This window comes from Burkholderia sp. KJ006, assembly GCF_000262695.1.
GTDB classification, from domain to species: Bacteria; Pseudomonadota; Gammaproteobacteria; order Burkholderiales; family Burkholderiaceae; genus Burkholderia; species Burkholderia vietnamiensis.
In genome coordinates, this window is the sequence record NC_017922.1 from 192,870 (window position 1) to 210,590 (window position 17,721).

The following is a 17,721-nucleotide window of genomic DNA, read 5'->3' on the forward strand; positions in this document are numbered from 1 at the left end:
CCGTCATGACGGTCATCCGTCGCTCACTGCGGGTAGCGGGCGAACTGCCTCGCGACATCGCGCGATTCATCACCCGATCCGAGCGCAAGTGCGTACGTGCGAGCCGATTCCGAGAGACGGTAGCGCGCCGTGACGCCGACGAAGCTCACATCGAGGATCGACTTTTCGACCAGTTGCGCGATGCAATCGAGCGCGGTCGGGCGATCGACGTTGTCGTCACAAACGACGGAGTACACGGAATCCAGCGTGAACGCATGGTCGAACCGTGCGATGCGGAGAACGACGGCCTGTTCGTTGTGCGTGAGCCGCTGGAAACTCCAGTCAAATGCGGCGCGCAAGGTTCGGTGTCGCGGCTGTGCCGTGCGATAACCCCCTGCGAGCAGCAGAAAGCGTTCTTCGAGACGCTGGCGCACCCCTTCGAGGCCCAGCACGGACGCACGCTCGGCCGCGAGTTCGATCGCGAGAGGCAGCCCGTCGAGCCGGCGACAGATTTCAGCGACGAGCCTGAGCTGATGCTCGTCGACTCGCACGCCGCATCGGCTTGCGCGCTCCATGAACAGCCCGACGGCAGGCGACTGCATCAGCCCGTCGCGGCACGACTCGTCTACCGGTAGCGCGAGCGGTTCGACGCGGAACACGGTCTCGGGCGCGATGCGAAGGCGCTCGCGGCTCGTGAGCAGCACGCGCAAGCCAGGCCATTGGCCGATCAGCCGTTCCACGACATCCGCCACCTCGTCGACGATGTGCTCCGCATTGTCCAGTACGAGCAGGGTGCCGGCCGGCGGCGAGGGCGCGGGCTCGATCTGCGCGACGGCCGCGAGCGATCCCGCTTCCTCGAGGTCGATGAAGACGACGTCCGACGCGCCGGTAGCGATCGTGCGGTGCGCATGTTCGATGGCGAGGCAGGTCTTGCCGACGCCGCCCGGCCCCGTCAGCGTGACCACGCGGCTGCGCGCGAACTGGCCCTCGATTTCGTCGAGCGCCGCGGCGCGCCCGAGCAGCGTTCTTCTGCCCGGCAATCGATGCCGCGGCGCGGTCATTGCATCCGCATTGCGGAAGTGCGGCGCATGCCGCTCGGTCGGTACGTCGCGTGCCGGCTCGGCTGGCGGGTCGTCGAATACCTTGAGTCGATAGCCGCGCCCCGGTATGGTGTCGATCAGTTGACGATGGTCGCCGAGCGCTTTACGGACCGCGCTCAGATGCACGTGGATGTTGTTTTCTTCGACGAACACACCGGGCCATACGGCGTCCATCAGTTCGTCCTTGGACACGATGCGTCCGGCTGCCAGCACGATCACCGATAGAATGTCGAACGCGCGCGAGCCGAGCGGCACTTCGCGTCCCGCCTTGTACAGCGCCCGCATGCCGAGGTTCAGTTCGAATTCCCCCAGCGCGATGACGGAATGCTCGGGGGTGCTTCGATACTGCGGCCTGGCCGGCTGTTCCATCACCGTGTTCATAAGCATCGTCCGACAAAGTGTGAATGGGCTGCACGTGCCGGCGGGGCTCGGTGCGCGTGAGTTTCGCACCGTCATCTTATGAAGCGGCGGCTTGGCGGAGCGTTGCGATACCGTTAACGTTTGTTAATGTGCGCGGCCGGATGCCGCCGAGCCGCGCTGACAAACGGCGGCACGCACCCCACGCGCGCCTTGATTAAAAAAATTTAATACGGGGCGGCCGCTTGATCTGTCCCGACGAGGCGATAATGAAAGGTCAGCGCGACGGTGCACTATTTCGCCCGACCTGCACACGTCGGCGACCTTTCTGTCAGGTCGCACACGACGCGTGACCGACGGGCCGCCAATCCAGAAATGAAAATCCTCTTGGTCGAAGACAATCAGCAGGTGGCGGGCTTTCTGAAGAAAGGCCTGCTCGAAACCGGCCACGTCGTCGATTGGGCCGACAACGGCCGCGACGGCATGGCGCTCGCGATCGGGGAATCCTACGACGCGATCGTGCTCGACCGCATGCTGCCCGGCGGTATCGACGGGCTCAAGATCGTCGCGGCGCTGCGCGCGGCGGGCAGCAAGGTACCCGTGCTGATCCTCAGCGCACTCGACGAAGTCGACGAACGGATTCGGGGGCTGAAGGCGGGCGGCGACGATTACGTCGTCAAGCCGTTTTCGTTCGGCGAAGTCGTCGCGCGGCTCGAAGCGCTCGCGCGGCGTTCGCAGGACAACGGCTTCGACACGAAGCTCAAGGTCGGCGATCTCTGCATCGACCTGCTGTCGCGGAAAGTGACGCGCGCCGGCAATGCGATCCTGCTCAAGCCGCGCGAGTTCAAGCTGCTCGAATATCTGATGCGCCACGCGGAGCAGGTCGTCACCCGCACGATGCTGCTCGAAAACATCTGGGAATACCATTTCGATCCGCAAACGAACGTCATCGACGTGCACGTGAGCAAGCTGCGCCAGAAGATCGACACGGGCTTCGACCGCTCGCTGCTGCGGACCATCCGCAACGCGGGCTACATGCTCACTGCCGCCGACTGACCCAGAGCGTCTCGCGAGATGGGAACCATGATGCTGACGGGCTACGACGTAACGACATTGAGCGACGATGGTCAGTTCGTGCTGTCGCGCCTGACGAGCCCGGGGGCGTCGGACAGTTGGCTGGCGGTCACGCTCTCGGCATCGCAGCCGCAGCCGGAAAGCCATGAGCGTCTGGAGCACGCGTATCAGTTGCGCGGCATGCTCGACGGCGCGCATGTCACGCGGCCTCACGCGCTGCTGCGCGACGAGCGCAGCGCGACGCTCGTGCTCGAGGATCCGGGCGGCAGATCGCTTCGCATGGCGCAAGCGGGGCCGTTGCCGATAGGCCGGTTCCTTACCCTTGCCGTCAACCTCGCGTCGGCGCTGCGCTCCCTGCACAGCCGCGGCCTCACGCACAACGACATCCGGCCGGGCAACATTCTGATCGACGACGCGACCCAGGCCATCGCGCTCACGGGCCTCGGCCTCGTATCCCGTGCGCCGCGCGAGCGTCCGCGCGACGGCCCGCCCGCGATCGCCGTCGAAGCGCTCCCGTATCTGTCGCCCGAACGCACCGGGCTGATGAACCGCTGGTCCGACTCGCGTGCCGATCTGTACTCGCTCGGCGTCGTGTTGTACGAAATGATGACGGGGAAGCTGCCGTATCGGGCCGCTTCGGCGGCCGAGTGGCTGCATTGCCATACGGCGCAAGTGCCCATTCCGGTGGCCGAATGCATCGACGGCGTGCCCGCGCAACTGAGCGCGATCGTTGCACGCCTGCTGTCGAAGGACGCGGCGCAGCGCTATCAGACCGCAGCAGGGCTCGAACACGATCTGCGGCGCTGTCTCGACGCATGGCGCACATCGGGCGACGTCGAGGCGTTCGCGCCGGGCGCCGCCGATGCGCCCGATCAGCTGCAACGGCCGTTTCGTCTCTATGGACGCCAGAAGCAGCAGCACAAGCTCGAAGCCGCGCTGGAGCGCGTCGTGCAAAGCGGCGAGCCTGGCGTGGCGTTGGTGTCGGGTTATTCGGGCATCGGCAAATCGACGCTCGTGAGCGGGTTGCGCATGACGCCTGCCGCGTCGCGCGGATGGTTCGCGTCGGGCAAGTTCGAACGCTACAAGCGCGACATTCCTTACGCCACGCTCGCGCAGGCGTTCCGGACGCTGATCCGCGAGCTGATCGACGACGGCATGCGCACACACGCGGACCTGCGCCAGCGCCTGCACGATGCGCTCGGCGCGAACGGCCAGCTGATCGTCGAGCTGATTCCCGAGCTGGAGGCGCTCGTCGGGCCACAGCCGCCCGTGCCCGAACTCGCGCCGCAGGAAGCACGCATGCGCTTTCTCGCCGTGTTTACGCGTTTCATCGCGGCGTTCCCGTGCGACGGCCAGCCGCTCGTGCTGTTTCTCGACGACCTGCAATGGAGCGACGCGGGCACGTTCAGCGTGCTCGAACAGCTGTGCGGGCCGGGCGCGCGCAACGTGTTCGTGGTCGGCGCGTATCGCGACAACGAAGTGGGCGTCGCGCATCCGCTCAGACGCACGGTCGATCTGATCCGGCAGACGGGCACGCGCGTCGACGAAATCATGCTGACGCCGCTGCAGCCTGACGACGTGGCGCATCTGATCGGCGACGCCCTCACGACCACGCGGCCCGAACTGGAGGGCCTGAGCCGTCTCGTGTTCGAACGCACGGGCGGCAATCCGTTCTACGTCGTGCAGTTTCTGCAATTTCTCGCCGACGAGCGCTTCCTCGCGTTCGATCGCGACTGCCGCATCTGGACGTGGGACAACGAAAGGCTGCGCGAAGCGCGTTTCGCGGACACCATCGTCGATCTGATGGTCGGCAAGATCGAACGGTTGCCGCGCGGCACGCAGGCGTTGCTCGAACAGTTCGCGTGTCTGGGCGGCCGCGCGACGTCGCCGCTGCTCGCGCGCATCAGCGGCCTGGACGAGGCGCAGGTGACCACGACCCTCGCCGACGGCGTCGAGGCCGGCCTGCTGTACCGCAGCCGCGAAGGCTATGCGTTCGTGCACGACCGCGTGCACGAGGCAGCGTATGAACTGATCCCGCCGCAGCTGCGTGCGCAGGCCCATCTGCGGATCGGCCGGATTCTCGCCGCGCAGCCGGCTGCGGACGAAGCGCGCAGCATCTTCGAGATCGTCAACCAGTACAACCGCGTCATTCCTTTACTCGACGATCCCGCCGAACGCGCGCGCGTGGTTGACTTCAATCTCGAGGCGGGGCAGCGCGCACGCGCGTCGGCGGCGTACGGCTCGGCGCTCGCGTACCTGTCGACCGGCAGCGAACTGCTCGGCGAAGCAGGCTGGGACGCGGACTATGCCCGCAAATTCCAGCTGGAATGCCAGCTCGCCGAATGCGAGTTTCTGACGGGCGCCATGGACAGCAGCGAACGACGGTTGTCGACGCTCGACACGCGCGCGCGCACGCTGGCCGACCGTGCGGCCGTCACGTTTCTGCGCGTCACGCTGTACACGGCGCTCGATCGGATGAACCTCGCGGTGCAGACGTGCCTCGACTATCTGCGGCACGTCGGCATCGACTGGGATCCGCATCCGGGCCGCGACGCGGCGCGCGCGGAATACGACACGCTGTTGCAGGGCATCGGCGGCGTGCCGATCGAAACGCTGGTCGATCTGCCCTTGCTCGACGACGCCGGACTCGCCGCGACGATGAACGTGCTGACGGCCGTGTTGCCGCCCGCGTTCTTCAGCGATGAAAACCTCGTGTGCCTCGTGCTGTGCCGGATGGCGAACCTGAGCCTGCTGTACGGCAACAGCGATGCGTCGTCGCTCGGCTATGCGTATCTCGGCATGGTCGCGGGTCCGCTGTTCGACGACTACGACGCGGGCTACCGCTTCGGCCAGCTCGGCCTCGCGCTCGTGGACAAGCGCGGGCTGGACCGTTTCAAGGCGCGTGTCTACATGTGCTTCGCGTATCACGTGACGCCGTGGACGCGGCCGATCCGCACCGGTTTGCCCTTGCTGCGCCGCGCGTTCGAAGTCGCGAGCGAAGGCGGCGACCTGACCTACATCGGCTTCAGCAGCTGCTGCACGGTCACGACGCTGATCGCCGCGGGCGAGCCGCTCGCGGAAGTCGAGCAGGAAGCGCAGCGTCGTCTGCAGATCGTTCAGGCCGCGAAGTTCGGCCTCATCGTCGACATCATCACCGCGCAGCTCGCGCTGATTCATTCGTTGCGCGGCAACCTCGACGCGCATGACGCGCTTCCCGATCGCTTCGACGATGCCGCGTTCGAGCAGCGCCTCGACGGCGATCCGAGTCTCGCGATCGCGGCGTGCTGGTACTGGATCCGCAAGCTGCAGGCGCGCTATCTGGCCGGCGATATCGACGGCGCGATGCATGCGGACAGTAAGGCGTCGCCGTTGCTGTGGACATCGTCGGGTCATTTCGAAATCGCCGAGTATCAGTTCTTTGCGGGGCTCGCGCGCGCAAGCTGGCACGACGGCGCGCCGGAAACCGCCCGGGCCGGGAATCTGGACAAGCTCGCCGCGCATCAGCGGCAGCTGGCGCTGTGGGCCGGGCACTGCCCGAGCAACTTCAGCAGCCGCGCGGCATTGATGAGCGGCGAAATCGCGCGCATCGCGGGCCGCGAGTTCGAAGCGATGAACCGCTACGAAGACGCGATCCGGCTCGCGCGCAAGCATGATTTCCCGCACGACGAAGCGCTCGCGCAGGAGATTGCCGCGAAGTTCTATCTGGCGCGCGGCTTTACGACGACGGCCGCCGCGTATGTCCGCAACGCGCGCCGCGCGTGGTTGCGCTGGGGCGCGATCGCGCGCGTGAAGTCGCTCGACCGGCGTTATGCCGAGCTGCTGCGCGAGCCCGTCGAGCAGGCGCCGGCGCCCGGCGTCGTCGCCGAACAACTCGACGTCGATACCGTGGTGAAGGCGTCGCAGGCGATCTCCGGCGAACTGGTTCCCGAGCGTCTGATGCGCACGCTGATGACGATCATGCTCGAACACGCGGGCGCGCGGCGCGCGCTGCTCGTGCTGCCGCGCGCCGACGCGTTGTGGATCGAAGCGACCGCGGTGGCGGGGCGCGAAGGACCGGAAGTGCACTTCGACAGCAGACCGGTGAATGCGCAGGATCTGTCGAGCGCCGTGCTGCTCGAAAGCATTCGCACGCAACGCGCGTTGCTGATCGACGATGCGATCTTCGACCAGACCTGGTCGGCCGACGAGCATTTCGCCGCGCAGCATTCGCGTTCGGTGCTGTCGCTGCCGCTCGTCAAGCAGTCGAAGCTGATCGGCGTGCTGTATCTGGAGAACGAACTCGCGCCGGGCGTGTTCACGCCCGCGCGTCTCGCCGTGCTCAGGCTGCTTGCGTCACAGGCGGCCGTGTCGCTCGAAAATGCGTCGCTCGAAGAGAAGCATGCGTTGCTCGCCGAGAAAGACGCGCTGCTGCATGAAGTGCATCACCGCGTGAAGAACAATCTGCAATTGATCAGCAGCCTGCTGAATCTTCAGGCGGAGCGCGTGACGGACAAGGCGGTGGCCGAACTGTTCGCCGACAGCCGCAATCGCGTACGCTCGATGGCGATGGTGCACGAGAACCTCTATCGCGCGGGCAACTTCGCGCGCATCGCGATGACGGCGCACGTGAAGACCTTATGCGGTCATCTGGCGCGCGTCTACGACATGGGGCGGCTGGGCGTCGACCTGCAGATCGACGTCGACGACATTCAGCTCGACATGAACCGCGCCGTGTCGTGCGGTCTCGTCATCAACGAACTGGTGTCGAATGCGCTCAAGCATGCGTTCCCGGATCAGCGCGGCGGCGTGCTCAAGGTCGAACTCAAGGCGATCGACGACCGGCGCTGCGCGTTGATCGTCGCCGACGACGGCGTCGGCCTCGCACCCGGCTTTTCGTTCGAACGCGATGAAACGCTCGGCTTGCGCCTCGTTCACGACCTCGTGCTGCAATTGCGCGGCCGCATCGATATCGCGCAGCAGCACGGCACCACTTTCACCATTCAATTCAATGCAGCAGAACGTTGACGGCCACACGCCATGACCAGCGCGCAAATCTTGATCGTCGAGGATGACCGCATCGTCGCACGCGACATCGCGCAACAGATGAGCCGCGCGGGCTATGTCGTGGTCGGCAGCACGGGCAGCGGCGAAGACGCGCTCGCGCTGGTCGAAACGCTGGCCGCAGACAGCAAGCCGGATCTGGTGCTGATGGACGTGCGGCTCGAGGGCGAACTGGACGGCATCGACACCGCGCGACGTATCCGTGAAGCGCGCGACATTCCCGTCGTATTTCTCACCGCCTATGCGGACGAAGAGACGATCCGCCGCGCGACGGCAGCGGAACCGTACGGCTACGTGCTCAAGCCCTTCGACGACATGCAGTTGCGTACCGTCGTCGAAATGGCGCTTTACAAGCACGGCGCCGAGCGGCGTTTGCGCGAGAGCGAGCAGCGCTATGCGATCACGCTGTCGAGTATCGGCGACGGCGTGCTGTCGACGGATGTGGACGGCTTCGTCACCTTCGTCAATCTCGCCGGCGAAGCGCTGACGGGCTGGTCGCGCAGCGAAGCGACGGGACGGCGGCTAGGCGAGGTTTTCAGTCTGCACGATGAGAACACGCACGCGCCGATCGAGGATCCGATGGCCGCCGTGCTGCAAACCGGGAGCGACGGTGGGCTGCCCGCGCGCGCCATTCTGCGCGCGCGCGGCGGCAGCGACCTGCCGGTCGAATGCACGGGTACGCCGATGACGGACGAACGCGGCGTACGGCAGGGCATCGTGATCGTGTTTCGCGACGTGACGCAAAAGCGCCGCGCGCAGGAAGCGGAGATTCTTCGCGAGACCAATGCGCGACTCGAAATGGCGATGTACGGCTCGAATGTCGGCGTGTGGGAAATCGACATGCCCGAAGGCGATCACAAGCGCGGCTTCGCTCGCTATTCCAACATCTACGAGTGGCTCGGCTTCGACACGCCGCAAGCGCGCCTCGATTACGAAGCGTACATGAGCGTGCTGCATCCCGATCATCGCGACAGCACGGATCGCGCGGTCGCGTCGTTCCTCGAAAGCGGCGACGGCCTGTTCGAGCTGGAGAACCGGCTGCGGCATCGCGACGGCAGCGACCGCTGGGTGCTGGTGCGCGGCACCGCGCGCCGCGACGCGACGGGCAAGCCGGTGCGCTTCGTCGGCAGTCTGGTCGACATCACGGAACTGAAGATGACGGAGCAGGCGCTGCGCGCGAGCGAGGAGCGCTTTCGCGGCACCTTCGAAAACGCCGCGGTCGGCGTCGCGCATTGCGATCTCGATGGGCGTTTTCTGCGTGTGAATCGTCGGTCGGGCGAGATCGTCGGCTGGCCGCTGGCCGCGTTGCAGCAGCGACGGCTTCACGAACTGATTCATGCCGATTTCAGCGTGGCGAGCATCGAGCGGTTCCGCCTGCTGACGGAAGGCGGGCTCAAGCATTATTCGGAGGAAGTGCCGCTCGTCAGGTTCGATGGGGAGCGCGTGTGGGTCACGCTGTCGGTTGCGCTTCAGCACGACGCGTCCGGTCAGACGGCGCACGTCATCGTCATCATTCAGGACATCTCCGAGCGCAAGGCGCTGGAAGAAACGGTGCGCGTCGCGAAGGATGCGGCGGAAGCGGCCAGCCGCGCGAAGGACCAGTTCCTCGCCAACATCAGTCATGAGCTGCGCACGCCGCTCAACGGCATTCTCGGCTATGCGCAGATACTCCAGCGTGACGCGCGGCTCGACACGCGCCAGCTGGCGAGCGTCGGCGTGATCGAGCAGAGCGGGCAGCATCTGCTGACGCTGATCAACGATATTCTCGACTTCGCGCGTCTGGGCGCCGGCAAGCTGGAACTGCAGGTCGGCGAAGTGTCGCTGCGCGGGTTTCTCGAGACGATCGCGGAAATCGTCGCCGTGCGCGCGCAGCAAAAGCGCCTCGTGCTGAACTATGTGGCCGCGCCCGATCTGCCTGCCGTGGTCCGTGTCGATGAGCGCCGGCTACGCCAGGTGCTGCTCAATCTGCTCGCGAATGCCGTCCAGTTCACCGACCACGGCGAGGTCACGCTGTCGGTCAGCCGAGGCGCGGCCGGGCGCCTGCGCTTCGAGGTGCGCGATACCGGTATCGGCGTGAGCGCCGACCGGCTGGAAGCGATCTTTCAACCGTTCGAACAGGCGGGCGATCACACGCGGCGCGGCGGCGGCGCGGGGCTGGGTCTCGCGATCAGCCGGCAACTCGTCCGCATGATGGGCGGCGAGATCGAAGTCACGAGTTCGGCCGGCGAGGGCAGCGTGTTCGGTTTTGAACTGGATGCGCCCGCGTCGGCTGCGGGGCCGTGCGAGCGCATACCGCGTCTCCAGGCGGACCGCCTCGATGGCGCGCGCCGGGTCATTCTGGTGGTCGACGATGTCCCCGCAAACCGCACGCTTCTGGCGGAAGTGCTGGGACAGGCGGGCTTTCGGGTGATCGAAAGCAGCGATGGGCGCGATGCGCTCGACAAGGCTGCAGCGTGCGCGCCCGACCTGATCGTTCTCGACACGGTGATGCCCTTGATGGGCGGCATAGAGACGCTGCACCATCTGCGCCGTTCGCACACACTGGGTGCGACGCCCGTGATCGTCGTATCCGCCGACGCCTCCGAACAGAACGCCCGCGCGAACATCGACGCGGGCGCAAACGTGTTTCTGGAAAAGCCGCTCAATCTCGACCGCCTGTTGGGCTCGATCGCAATGCTGCTCGGCCTGGCGACCCAGCAGGGCGCCGGTCCGGCCTGCGAAGCCGACCGGCCGATGATCATCCCGCCGCGCGAGGACATGGCGGCGCTGCACCGCTATGCGCTGCTCGGCTCGATGCGCGACATCAGCCGGCACGCCGATCGTCTTGCGAGTTCGCATGAAAAGTATGAACCGTTCGCCGCGCGTTTGCGGCACCTTGCCATGACCTACGAATCGCAGGCCCTGCTTTCGTTGATCGAACATCATCTGAACAGCGAAGGGAGTTGACGATGCGAGAGCACAACATGGACGCGCCCGTCGTGCTCGTGGTCGACGACACGGCGGCGAATCTCGGGCTCGTCGTCGATACGCTGGAGGCCGAAGGGATGCGCGTGGCCGTCGCGCGCGACGGCCACGAAGCGCTGCGCCGCGCCGAACTGGTCAAGCCCGACCTGATCCTGCTCGACGTGATGATGCCTGGCCTCGACGGCTTCCAGACCTGCCGCGCGCTCAAGGACAATCCGGTCACGCGGGATATCCCCGTGATTTTCATGACCTCGCTGACGCAGACCGAGGACAAGCTCACGGGTTTCCGCGTCGGCGCGATGGACTTCGTGACCAAGCCGCTGCAAATGGAAGAAGTGGCCGTGCGCGTGCAGACGCATCTGAAGCTGCATGCATTGCAACGCTTGCAGCAGGAACAGAACGCGAGGCTCGAAGAGGAGGTCAAGACGCGCATCCAGGCGCAGGACGCGTTGATCGAAGTGCTGAACGGTGTTCGCAATGTGTCGAACGCGATTGCGCACGATCTGCGCACGCCGCTCACCGAACTCCGTTCGAGACTCGAGGTGCTGCTGCTCGGGTTGCGCAAGAAGGGCGATGAAGACACGCTGGGCCAGCTCGAAGTCGCGATGACCGACGTGGACCGCGTGATCGGCATTTTCAATGCGCTGCTGCGTCTCGCCGAGATCGATGCGGGCGTGCGGCGCTCGGGTTTCGTCAAAAGCGACGTCGTGACCATCCTGTCCGATGCCGTCGAGTTCTATCAGCCGGTCGCGGAGTTGCGCGGCATTTCGCTGACGCTGTTGCTGTGCTCGGAAACCGAGGTGCTGGCCGAGGTCGACCCGTTGCTGCTCGCGCAAGCGATCGGCAATCTGATCGACAACGCGCTGAAGTACGCGCAGGACAACGGCGAGGTCGAGGTGTCGCTGTGTGAGCGTGACGATCGGATCGAGGTCACGGTGTCGGATGACGGGCCCGGTATTCCGTTCGCCGAACGGTCCAAGGTGACGGAGCGGTTCTATCGCGGCGACCGAAGCCGGGGAACACCGGGCGTCGGACTCGGGCTTGCGCTCGTCAAAGCGGTGGCGACACTGCACCACGGTTTTCTGGAGTTCGCCGACAACGAGCCGGGCCTTGCTGCCACCATGACGATACTCCGGTTCAGCTGAACGGCTGCGGCTCACGGCATATCAGAATCACACGAAGCGTCGGCAGTCGTTGCGACTGCCTTCTCCATTGCGTCGCCTGAATGCGGCGACGGTCTTGAAGTCCGGCGCATGCCGGCCAGTCAAACCCCATCAGTTCAAGATCGCGCTGGCACGGTCGCGCCATGCGACGGCTCGGCTGCACGCGATTTGAGGCAGCCGCGACGTCGATCTCGAGCAGCACGGTCGGGTGATAGGGCGGCCGGTGCTCGCAGGCGTTGCCCCTTCGAATCCCAGGGAAGCCGGCTCCAGTTTTTCGACGAACGGGTTCGCTCCGGAAGCAATGCTAAGGTCGCCTTCCAAAATTCGCCGGTCGCACCGGACATTCTCGGACGCCTCAGGTGTATTGCGCGCCAGACCAGCCGAGGGACTCATAGTTAGGACTCGCACGCTAGTGATTTGCGCGCGCACCCGGGGATGACGTGGCCCGTCGGATAACTCACGTTCTCCAGAACCCTGACGCAAACGATTGGGACGATAGAGGCGCTCAAGGATGGTTGAGAAGCACCCGTTAAAGCAACAAGCAGCGGGGAACTCGATGACGGCCGAGCATCCCGGCAGAGGCTTCGAAACTGAATCGATGGGGGTATGAAACATGAGTTCCAAACGAATGACTGTCCGTACGAAGCTCACGGCGACCTTCAGCCTGCTTGCGGCGCTGGTGCTGATGGTATCGGGTCTTGCGTTGAACGCGTTGAATGAGGCGAACAATCGTTTTTCCGGATTCGTCAGTGGAATCAACAGTCGCGCCGAGATGGCTGCGTCCGTCCGTACCGCCGTCGACGATCGCGCGATGGCAGTACGCAACCTCGTCCTGGTCACCGCACCTGCGGATGTCGAGATCGAAAAAAATGCCGTCAGCGACGCCGAGCGGAGAGTCGAAGCCAATCTGACGAAATTCAAGGCGATGGTGGCCAGCGCGCCCGACATGAGTGAGCGGGAGCGCAGCCTGGCGGCTGAAATTCCACGCATCGAATCGCTTTATCGCCCGGTGGCGCTGGAGATCGACAGGCTTGCCGTGAGCAATCAGCGCGACGCGGCCATCGCCGAAATCGACACCAAATGCCGGCCGCTGCTTTCTGCCCTGATCAAGGCCTCCAACGACTATGCGGCCTTTGCCAATGAACGTGCGGCCGAGATGGTCAGGCAGTCCGAGGATCAATTCTCGAACCAGCGCATGCTTTTGATCGGTATCTGTCTGGCTGCGGTCGCGATGGCGATGATGGCCGGCGTTCTGATTACGCGGGGCCTGCTGCGTGCGCTCGGCGCCGAGCCGGCCGCACTGGGCGAAGTGACACAGCGTGTGGCCACCGGCGATCTCAGTGTGGTGGTGGGGGCGAAGGACGCGCCTGCGGGGAGCGTGCTTGCCGCAATGGGTGCGATGCAGGCCAGCCTCGTGAAGCTGATCGGGCAGGTGCGGACCTCGGCAGACAATATCGCCACCGGGTCGAGCCAGATTGCTTCGGGCAACCAGGACCTGTCGTCGCGCACCGAGCAGCAGGCGTCGTCGCTGCAGGAGACTGCGTCGAGCATGGAGGAACTCACGTCCACGGTGAAGCAGAACGCGGAGAATGCACAGCAGGCGAGCGCGCTGGCTGCCAATGCATCGGAAGTTGCACAGAAAGGCAGCACCGTGGTCGGGCAGGTCGTGGAAACGATGACCGACATCAGCCAGAGCTCGACGAAAGTCGCGGATATCACCGGGATCATCGAAGGCATTGCGTTCCAGACCAACATCCTGGCGCTCAACGCCGCGGTGGAAGCGGCGCGCGCCGGTGAGCAGGGCCGTGGCTTCGCGGTGGTCGCGAGCGAAGTCAGAAGTCTCGCCCAGCGCTCGTCGAGCGCGGCAAAGGAGATCAAGGACCTGATCAATGCCTCGGTACAGAAGATTCAGGACGGTTCGGCGCTCGCCGGTGAAGCCGGCAAAACGATGGCCGAAGTGACGCAGGCGGTGGCTCGCGTGACCGACATCATGGGCGAGATCGCAGCGGCTTCGGGCGAGCAGAGCCGGGGGATCGAACAGGTCAACCAGGCGATCACGCAGATGGACGAGGTCACGCAGCAGAACGCGGCGCTGGTGGAAGAAGCGGCGGCGGCTTCGACATCGCTGGAAGATCAGGGCCGTCAGCTGAGCGAAGCGGTGGCCTTCTTCCGCGTCGACGGCACACGCGCGAGCCAGCCGGTTCCGGCTGCGCCGAAGCCGGCACGGCGTCCGGCTTCCCGGGCCACGGCAGGCAAGACCACGGCGCCCGTGGCCCGACCCTCCGCGCCGGCAGTTGCTACCCCTGGCGCGACTGAAGACTGGCACACGTTCTGAACAGACCGTCACCGATCGACAACTGGAGAAAGATTCATGAACGCAGTACTTGAAGATCCGCACACGAAGGGCACGCGCGGACAGGCCGCCGTGCGAGACACGCAGGAGTTCGTGACGTTCCGGCTGGGTGCCGAGGAATACGGCATCGACATCCAGCGAGTGCAGGAGATCCGCTCCTACGAAACCCCGACGCACATCGCCAACGCACCGGCGTTCGTCAAGGGCGTGATCAACCTGCGCGACGTGATCGTGCCCATCGTGGATCTGCGGCTGAAGTTCGCGCTGGAATCCGCCGAGTACAACGACGCGACGGTCGTCATCGTAGTGAACGTCGCGCGACGGACGGTGGGCATCGTCGTGGACGCGGTGAGCGATGTCCTGGCCCTGGCGCCGGCCGATCGCCGGCCTGCGCCCGAATTCGGGGTGATGGGCGACGCCGGGTTCATCACCGATCTCGGCTCGGTCTCGGACGAGGACGGTGACCGGATGTTGATCCTGCTCGACATTGAACGGCTCATCGAGACTGTCGACGTCGGCCGGCTCGCCTGACGAGGGCTCCGTCCATCGCTTCATTTTTCGACCGGATGGTCTGACGCGCGAACCGGCGCATCGCGCGCCGCCCGCAATAAAAAATGGCGCCGCAGGCATCGAGCCCGCGGCGCCATCGGATCTCGCTGCGGCAGGTGCAACCCGCCGCAGCTCGACCGCGTGCTTACATCTGCACGGTATCGGCGACTTCCTTGAAGTCTTCGATCTGGTCGAAGTTCATGTACTTGTAGATCTTGTCGCCGTTCGCGTTGAGCACGCCGATGTCGGCCATGTACTCTTCCTTGGTCGGGATCCGGCCCAGACGCGAGCAGATCGCAGCCAGTTCCGCCGAGCCGAGGTACACGTTCGTGTTCTTGCCCAGACGGTTCGGGAAGTTGCGGGTCGACGTCGACATCACCGTCGCGCCTTCGCGCACCTGTGCCTGGTTGCCCATGCACAGCGAGCAGCCCGGCATTTCGGTGCGGGCGCCGGCCGTGCCGAACACGCCGTAGTGACCTTCTTCCGTCAGCTGCTTCTGGTCCATCTTGGTCGGCGGCGCGACCCACAGCTTGACCGGAATGTCGCGCTTGCCTTCGAGCAGCTTCGACGCGGCACGGAAGTGACCGATGTTGGTCATGCACGAGCCGATGAACACTTCGTCGATCTTCGCGCCGGCGACTTCGGACAGCGTCTTCACGTCGTCCGGGTCGTTCGGGCACGCGACGATCGGCTCATGGACGTCGGCGAGATCGATCTCGATGACGGCCGCGTATTCGGCGTCGGCGTCCGGCGACAGCAGCTTCGGATCGGCCAGCCACTGCTCCATCGCCGCGATGCGGCGCTGCAGGCTGCGCGCGTCCTGGTAGCCCTGCGCGATCATCCACTTCAGCAGCGTGATGTTGCTGTGCAGATACTCGATGATCGGTTCCTTGTTCAGGCGCACCGTGCAACCGGCGGCCGAACGTTCGGCCGATGCGTCCGACAGCTCGAATGCTTGCTCGACCTTCAGGTCCGGCAGGCCTTCGATTTCGAGGATGCGGCCCGAGAAGATGTTCTTCTTGCCTTGCTTCGCGACCGTCAGCATGCCCTGCTTGATCGCGTACAGCGGAATCGCGTTGACGAGGTCACGCAGCGTGACGCCCGGCTGCATCTTGCCCTTGAAGCGGACCAGCACCGATTCCGGCATGTCGAGCGGCATCGTGCCGGTGGCGGCCGCGAATGCGACGAGGCCCGAGCCCGCCGGGAAGCTGATGCCGATCGGGAAGCGCGTGTGCGAGTCGCCGCCGGTGCCGACGGTGTCGGGCAGCAGCATGCGGTTCAGCCACGAGTGGATCACGCCGTCGCCCGGACGCAGCGCGATACCGCCGCGCGTGCTGATGAAGTTCGGCAGCGTCTGGTGCGTCTTCACGTCGACCGGCTTCGGATAGGCGGCGGTGTGGCAGAACGACTGCATCACGAGGTCGGCCGAGAAGCCGAGGCACGCGAGGTCCTTCAGTTCGTCGCGGGTCATCGGGCCCGTCGTGTCCTGCGAGCCCACCGACGTCATCTTCGGTTCGCAGTACGTGCCCGGACGAACGCCCCGGCCTTCCGGCAGGCCGCATGCGCGACCGACCATCTTCTGCGCGAGCGTGAAGCCCTTGCCGGTGTCGGCCGGCTGATGCGGCAGGCGGAACAGCGTCGACGGCTGCAGGCCCAGCGCTTCACGCGCCTTCGCGGTCAGGCCGCGGCCGATGATCAGCGGAATGCGGCCGCCGGCGCGCACTTCGTCGAACAGCACGTCGGACTTCACCTGGAATTCGGCGATGACCTTGCCGTCCTTCAGCGCCTTGCCTTCGTACGGGCGCAGTTCGACCACGTCGCCCATGTTCATCTGCGACACGTCGAGTTCGATCGGCAGCGCGCCGGCGTCTTCCATCGTGTTGTAGAAGATCGGAGCGATCTTGCCGCCGAGGCACACGCCGCCGAAACGCTTGTTCGGCACGAACGGGATGTCCTGGCCGGTGAACCACAGCACCGAGTTGGTCGCCGACTTGCGCGACGAGCCCGTGCCGACCACGTCGCCGACGTACGCGACCAGGTGGCCCTTTTCCTTCAGCGATTCGATGAACTTGACCGGGCCGCGCTTGCCGTCTTCTTCCGGCGTGATGCCCGGGCGTGCGTTCTTCAGCATCGCCAGCGCGTGCATCGGGATGTCCGGGCGGGTGGTGGCGTCCGGCGCCGGCGACAGATCGTCGGTGTTGGTTTCGCCCGTGACCTTGAACACGGTGATGGTCAGGCTTTCCGGCACTTCCGGACGGCTCGTGAACCATTCGGCGTCGGCCCAGCTCTGCAGCACGGCCTTCGCGTGGGCGTTGCCCTTGTCGGCGAGTTCCTTCACGTCATGGAACTGGTCGAACATCAGCAGGGTTTTCTTCAGCGCGTCGGCCGCGACGGACGCGACGGCTTCATCGGACAGCAGCTCGATCAGCGGCTGGATGTTGTAGCCGCCGAGCATGGTGCCGAGCAGCTCGGTCGCGCGTTCGCGCGAGATCAGCGGGCAGGCCGTCTCGCCTTTCGCGACGGCGGCCAGGAAGCCGGCCTTCACGCGCGCGGCTTCGTCGACGCCGGCCGGCACGCGATGGGTGATCAGGTCGAGCAGCGTCTGCTCTTCGCCGGCAGGCGGGTTCGTCAGCAATTCCACCAGTTCGGCGGTTTGCTGAGCCGTCAGCGGCAGGGGAGGGATACCGAGCGCGGCGCGGGCGGCCACGTGAGCACGAAAGTTTTCAAGCATGGGGGGACCTGCTGAGATTGCGTTTCAGGGGAAGGGCTTTCCAGGTACGCCGGGGCTGCTATTCCGGATACTGCGTCAATGCTTCGACGCGATTGTAGTCGCAATGTGGTCAAGCGTCAAATGTCTTATGTCTTATATAAGAGTTGGTTGGCGCGGTGGCGGTTGGGGCTTCGTGTGTTCGCCGCGATGCCGCAGCGCGGCGGTGCGCACGAAGGCGGCGGCCGGCGCGGGCCGGCCGTGCGGCGAGCCGGCCGTGCGTGCGGATGAGCGGACGAATCTGGTGGAAAAGCGTCGCCGCCGCTGCCAAAATGACGCCCCCGTGGCGAACGGCCGCGCCGGGCGCGCGTGCCGTCGGCCCGGCGCCCGGCGGGTGCCGGACCGGCGTCCGGATCGCCGCGGGCCTACCTGAAA

The 17,721-nt window shown here is 65.5% G+C and carries 8 protein-coding genes and 1 pseudogene; 6 read left to right on the forward strand and 3 right to left on the reverse strand.

Features of this window, described 5'->3' with window-relative positions; all coding sequences use genetic code 11:
* Positions 1-23: 23 nt before the first annotated feature.
* Positions 24-1,448, reverse strand: a complete 1,425-nt coding sequence (locus tag MYA_RS24955; protein ID WP_238539620.1) for an ATP-binding protein — start codon at positions 1,446-1,448, stop codon at positions 24-26.
* 363 nt (positions 1,449-1,811) lie between these two features.
* Here MYA_RS24955 and MYA_RS24960 point away from each other — a divergent pair, with 363 nt between their 5' ends.
* The 4 genes from MYA_RS24960 to MYA_RS24975 are packed head-to-tail and all read left to right on the forward strand — an operon-like array spanning position 1,812 to position 11,659.
* Complete coding sequence (locus MYA_RS24960) at positions 1,812-2,492, forward strand: response regulator transcription factor (RefSeq protein WP_034195618.1); 681 nt, start codon at positions 1,812-1,814, stop codon at positions 2,490-2,492.
* 18 nt (positions 2,493-2,510) lie between these two features.
* The gene (locus MYA_RS24965; RefSeq protein WP_238539621.1) at positions 2,511-7,514 is read left to right on the forward strand and encodes an AAA family ATPase; all 5,004 of its coding nucleotides are present in this window, start codon (positions 2,511-2,513) and stop codon (positions 7,512-7,514) included.
* A 12-nt stretch (positions 7,515-7,526) separates the two neighbouring features.
* Positions 7,527-10,496, forward strand: a complete 2,970-nt coding sequence (locus MYA_RS24970; RefSeq protein WP_014725630.1) for a PAS domain S-box protein — start codon at positions 7,527-7,529, stop codon at positions 10,494-10,496.
* A 2-nt stretch (positions 10,497-10,498) separates the two neighbouring features.
* Positions 10,499-11,659, forward strand: coding sequence for a hybrid sensor histidine kinase/response regulator (locus tag MYA_RS24975; RefSeq protein WP_014725631.1), 1,161 nt, complete (start codon positions 10,499-10,501; stop codon positions 11,657-11,659).
* Positions 11,660-11,689: 30 nt separating this feature from the next.
* Here the strand turns inward: MYA_RS24975 and MYA_RS32635 are convergent.
* Positions 11,690-11,959: pseudogene (locus MYA_RS32635) on the reverse strand (transposase); the annotation flags it as partial.
* A gap of 331 nt (positions 11,960-12,290) precedes the next feature.
* Between MYA_RS32635 and MYA_RS24980 the strand changes: the two are divergent.
* Both MYA_RS24980 and MYA_RS24985 read left to right on the forward strand, forming a co-directional pair.
* On the forward strand, positions 12,291-14,012 hold the full coding sequence (locus tag MYA_RS24980; RefSeq protein WP_041494348.1) for a methyl-accepting chemotaxis protein: 1,722 nt from the start codon (positions 12,291-12,293) through the stop codon (positions 14,010-14,012).
* 36 nt (positions 14,013-14,048) lie between these two features.
* Positions 14,049-14,561, forward strand: a complete 513-nt coding sequence (locus MYA_RS24985) for a chemotaxis protein CheW (protein ID WP_014725633.1) — start codon at positions 14,049-14,051, stop codon at positions 14,559-14,561.
* Between the two features lie 163 nt (positions 14,562-14,724).
* On the opposite strand, the gene acnB is transcribed toward MYA_RS24985, so the two are convergent.
* Positions 14,725-17,310, reverse strand: coding sequence for a bifunctional aconitate hydratase 2/2-methylisocitrate dehydratase (gene acnB, locus MYA_RS24990; protein WP_011879819.1), 2,586 nt, complete (start codon positions 17,308-17,310; stop codon positions 14,725-14,727).
* Positions 17,311-17,721: the final 411 nt, after the last annotated feature.

Coding starts and splice junctions, on each gene's coding strand:
- MYA_RS24985 (WP_014725633.1), top strand. CDS start 14,049: ATGAACGCAGTACTTGAAGATCCGCACACGAAGGGCACGCGCGGACAG.
- MYA_RS24955 (WP_238539620.1), bottom strand. CDS start 1,448: ATGGAACAGCCGGCCAGGCCGCAGTATCGAAGCACCCCCGAGCATTCC.
- MYA_RS24965 (WP_238539621.1), top strand. CDS start 2,511: ATGGGAACCATGATGCTGACGGGCTACGACGTAACGACATTGAGCGAC.
- acnB (WP_011879819.1), bottom strand. CDS start 17,310: ATGCTTGAAAACTTTCGTGCTCACGTGGCCGCCCGCGCCGCGCTCGGT.
- MYA_RS24980 (WP_041494348.1), top strand. CDS start 12,291: ATGAGTTCCAAACGAATGACTGTCCGTACGAAGCTCACGGCGACCTTC.
- MYA_RS24970 (WP_014725630.1), top strand. CDS start 7,527: ATGACCAGCGCGCAAATCTTGATCGTCGAGGATGACCGCATCGTCGCA.
- MYA_RS24975 (WP_014725631.1), top strand. CDS start 10,499: ATGCGAGAGCACAACATGGACGCGCCCGTCGTGCTCGTGGTCGACGAC.
- MYA_RS24960 (WP_034195618.1), top strand. CDS start 1,812: ATGAAAATCCTCTTGGTCGAAGACAATCAGCAGGTGGCGGGCTTTCTG.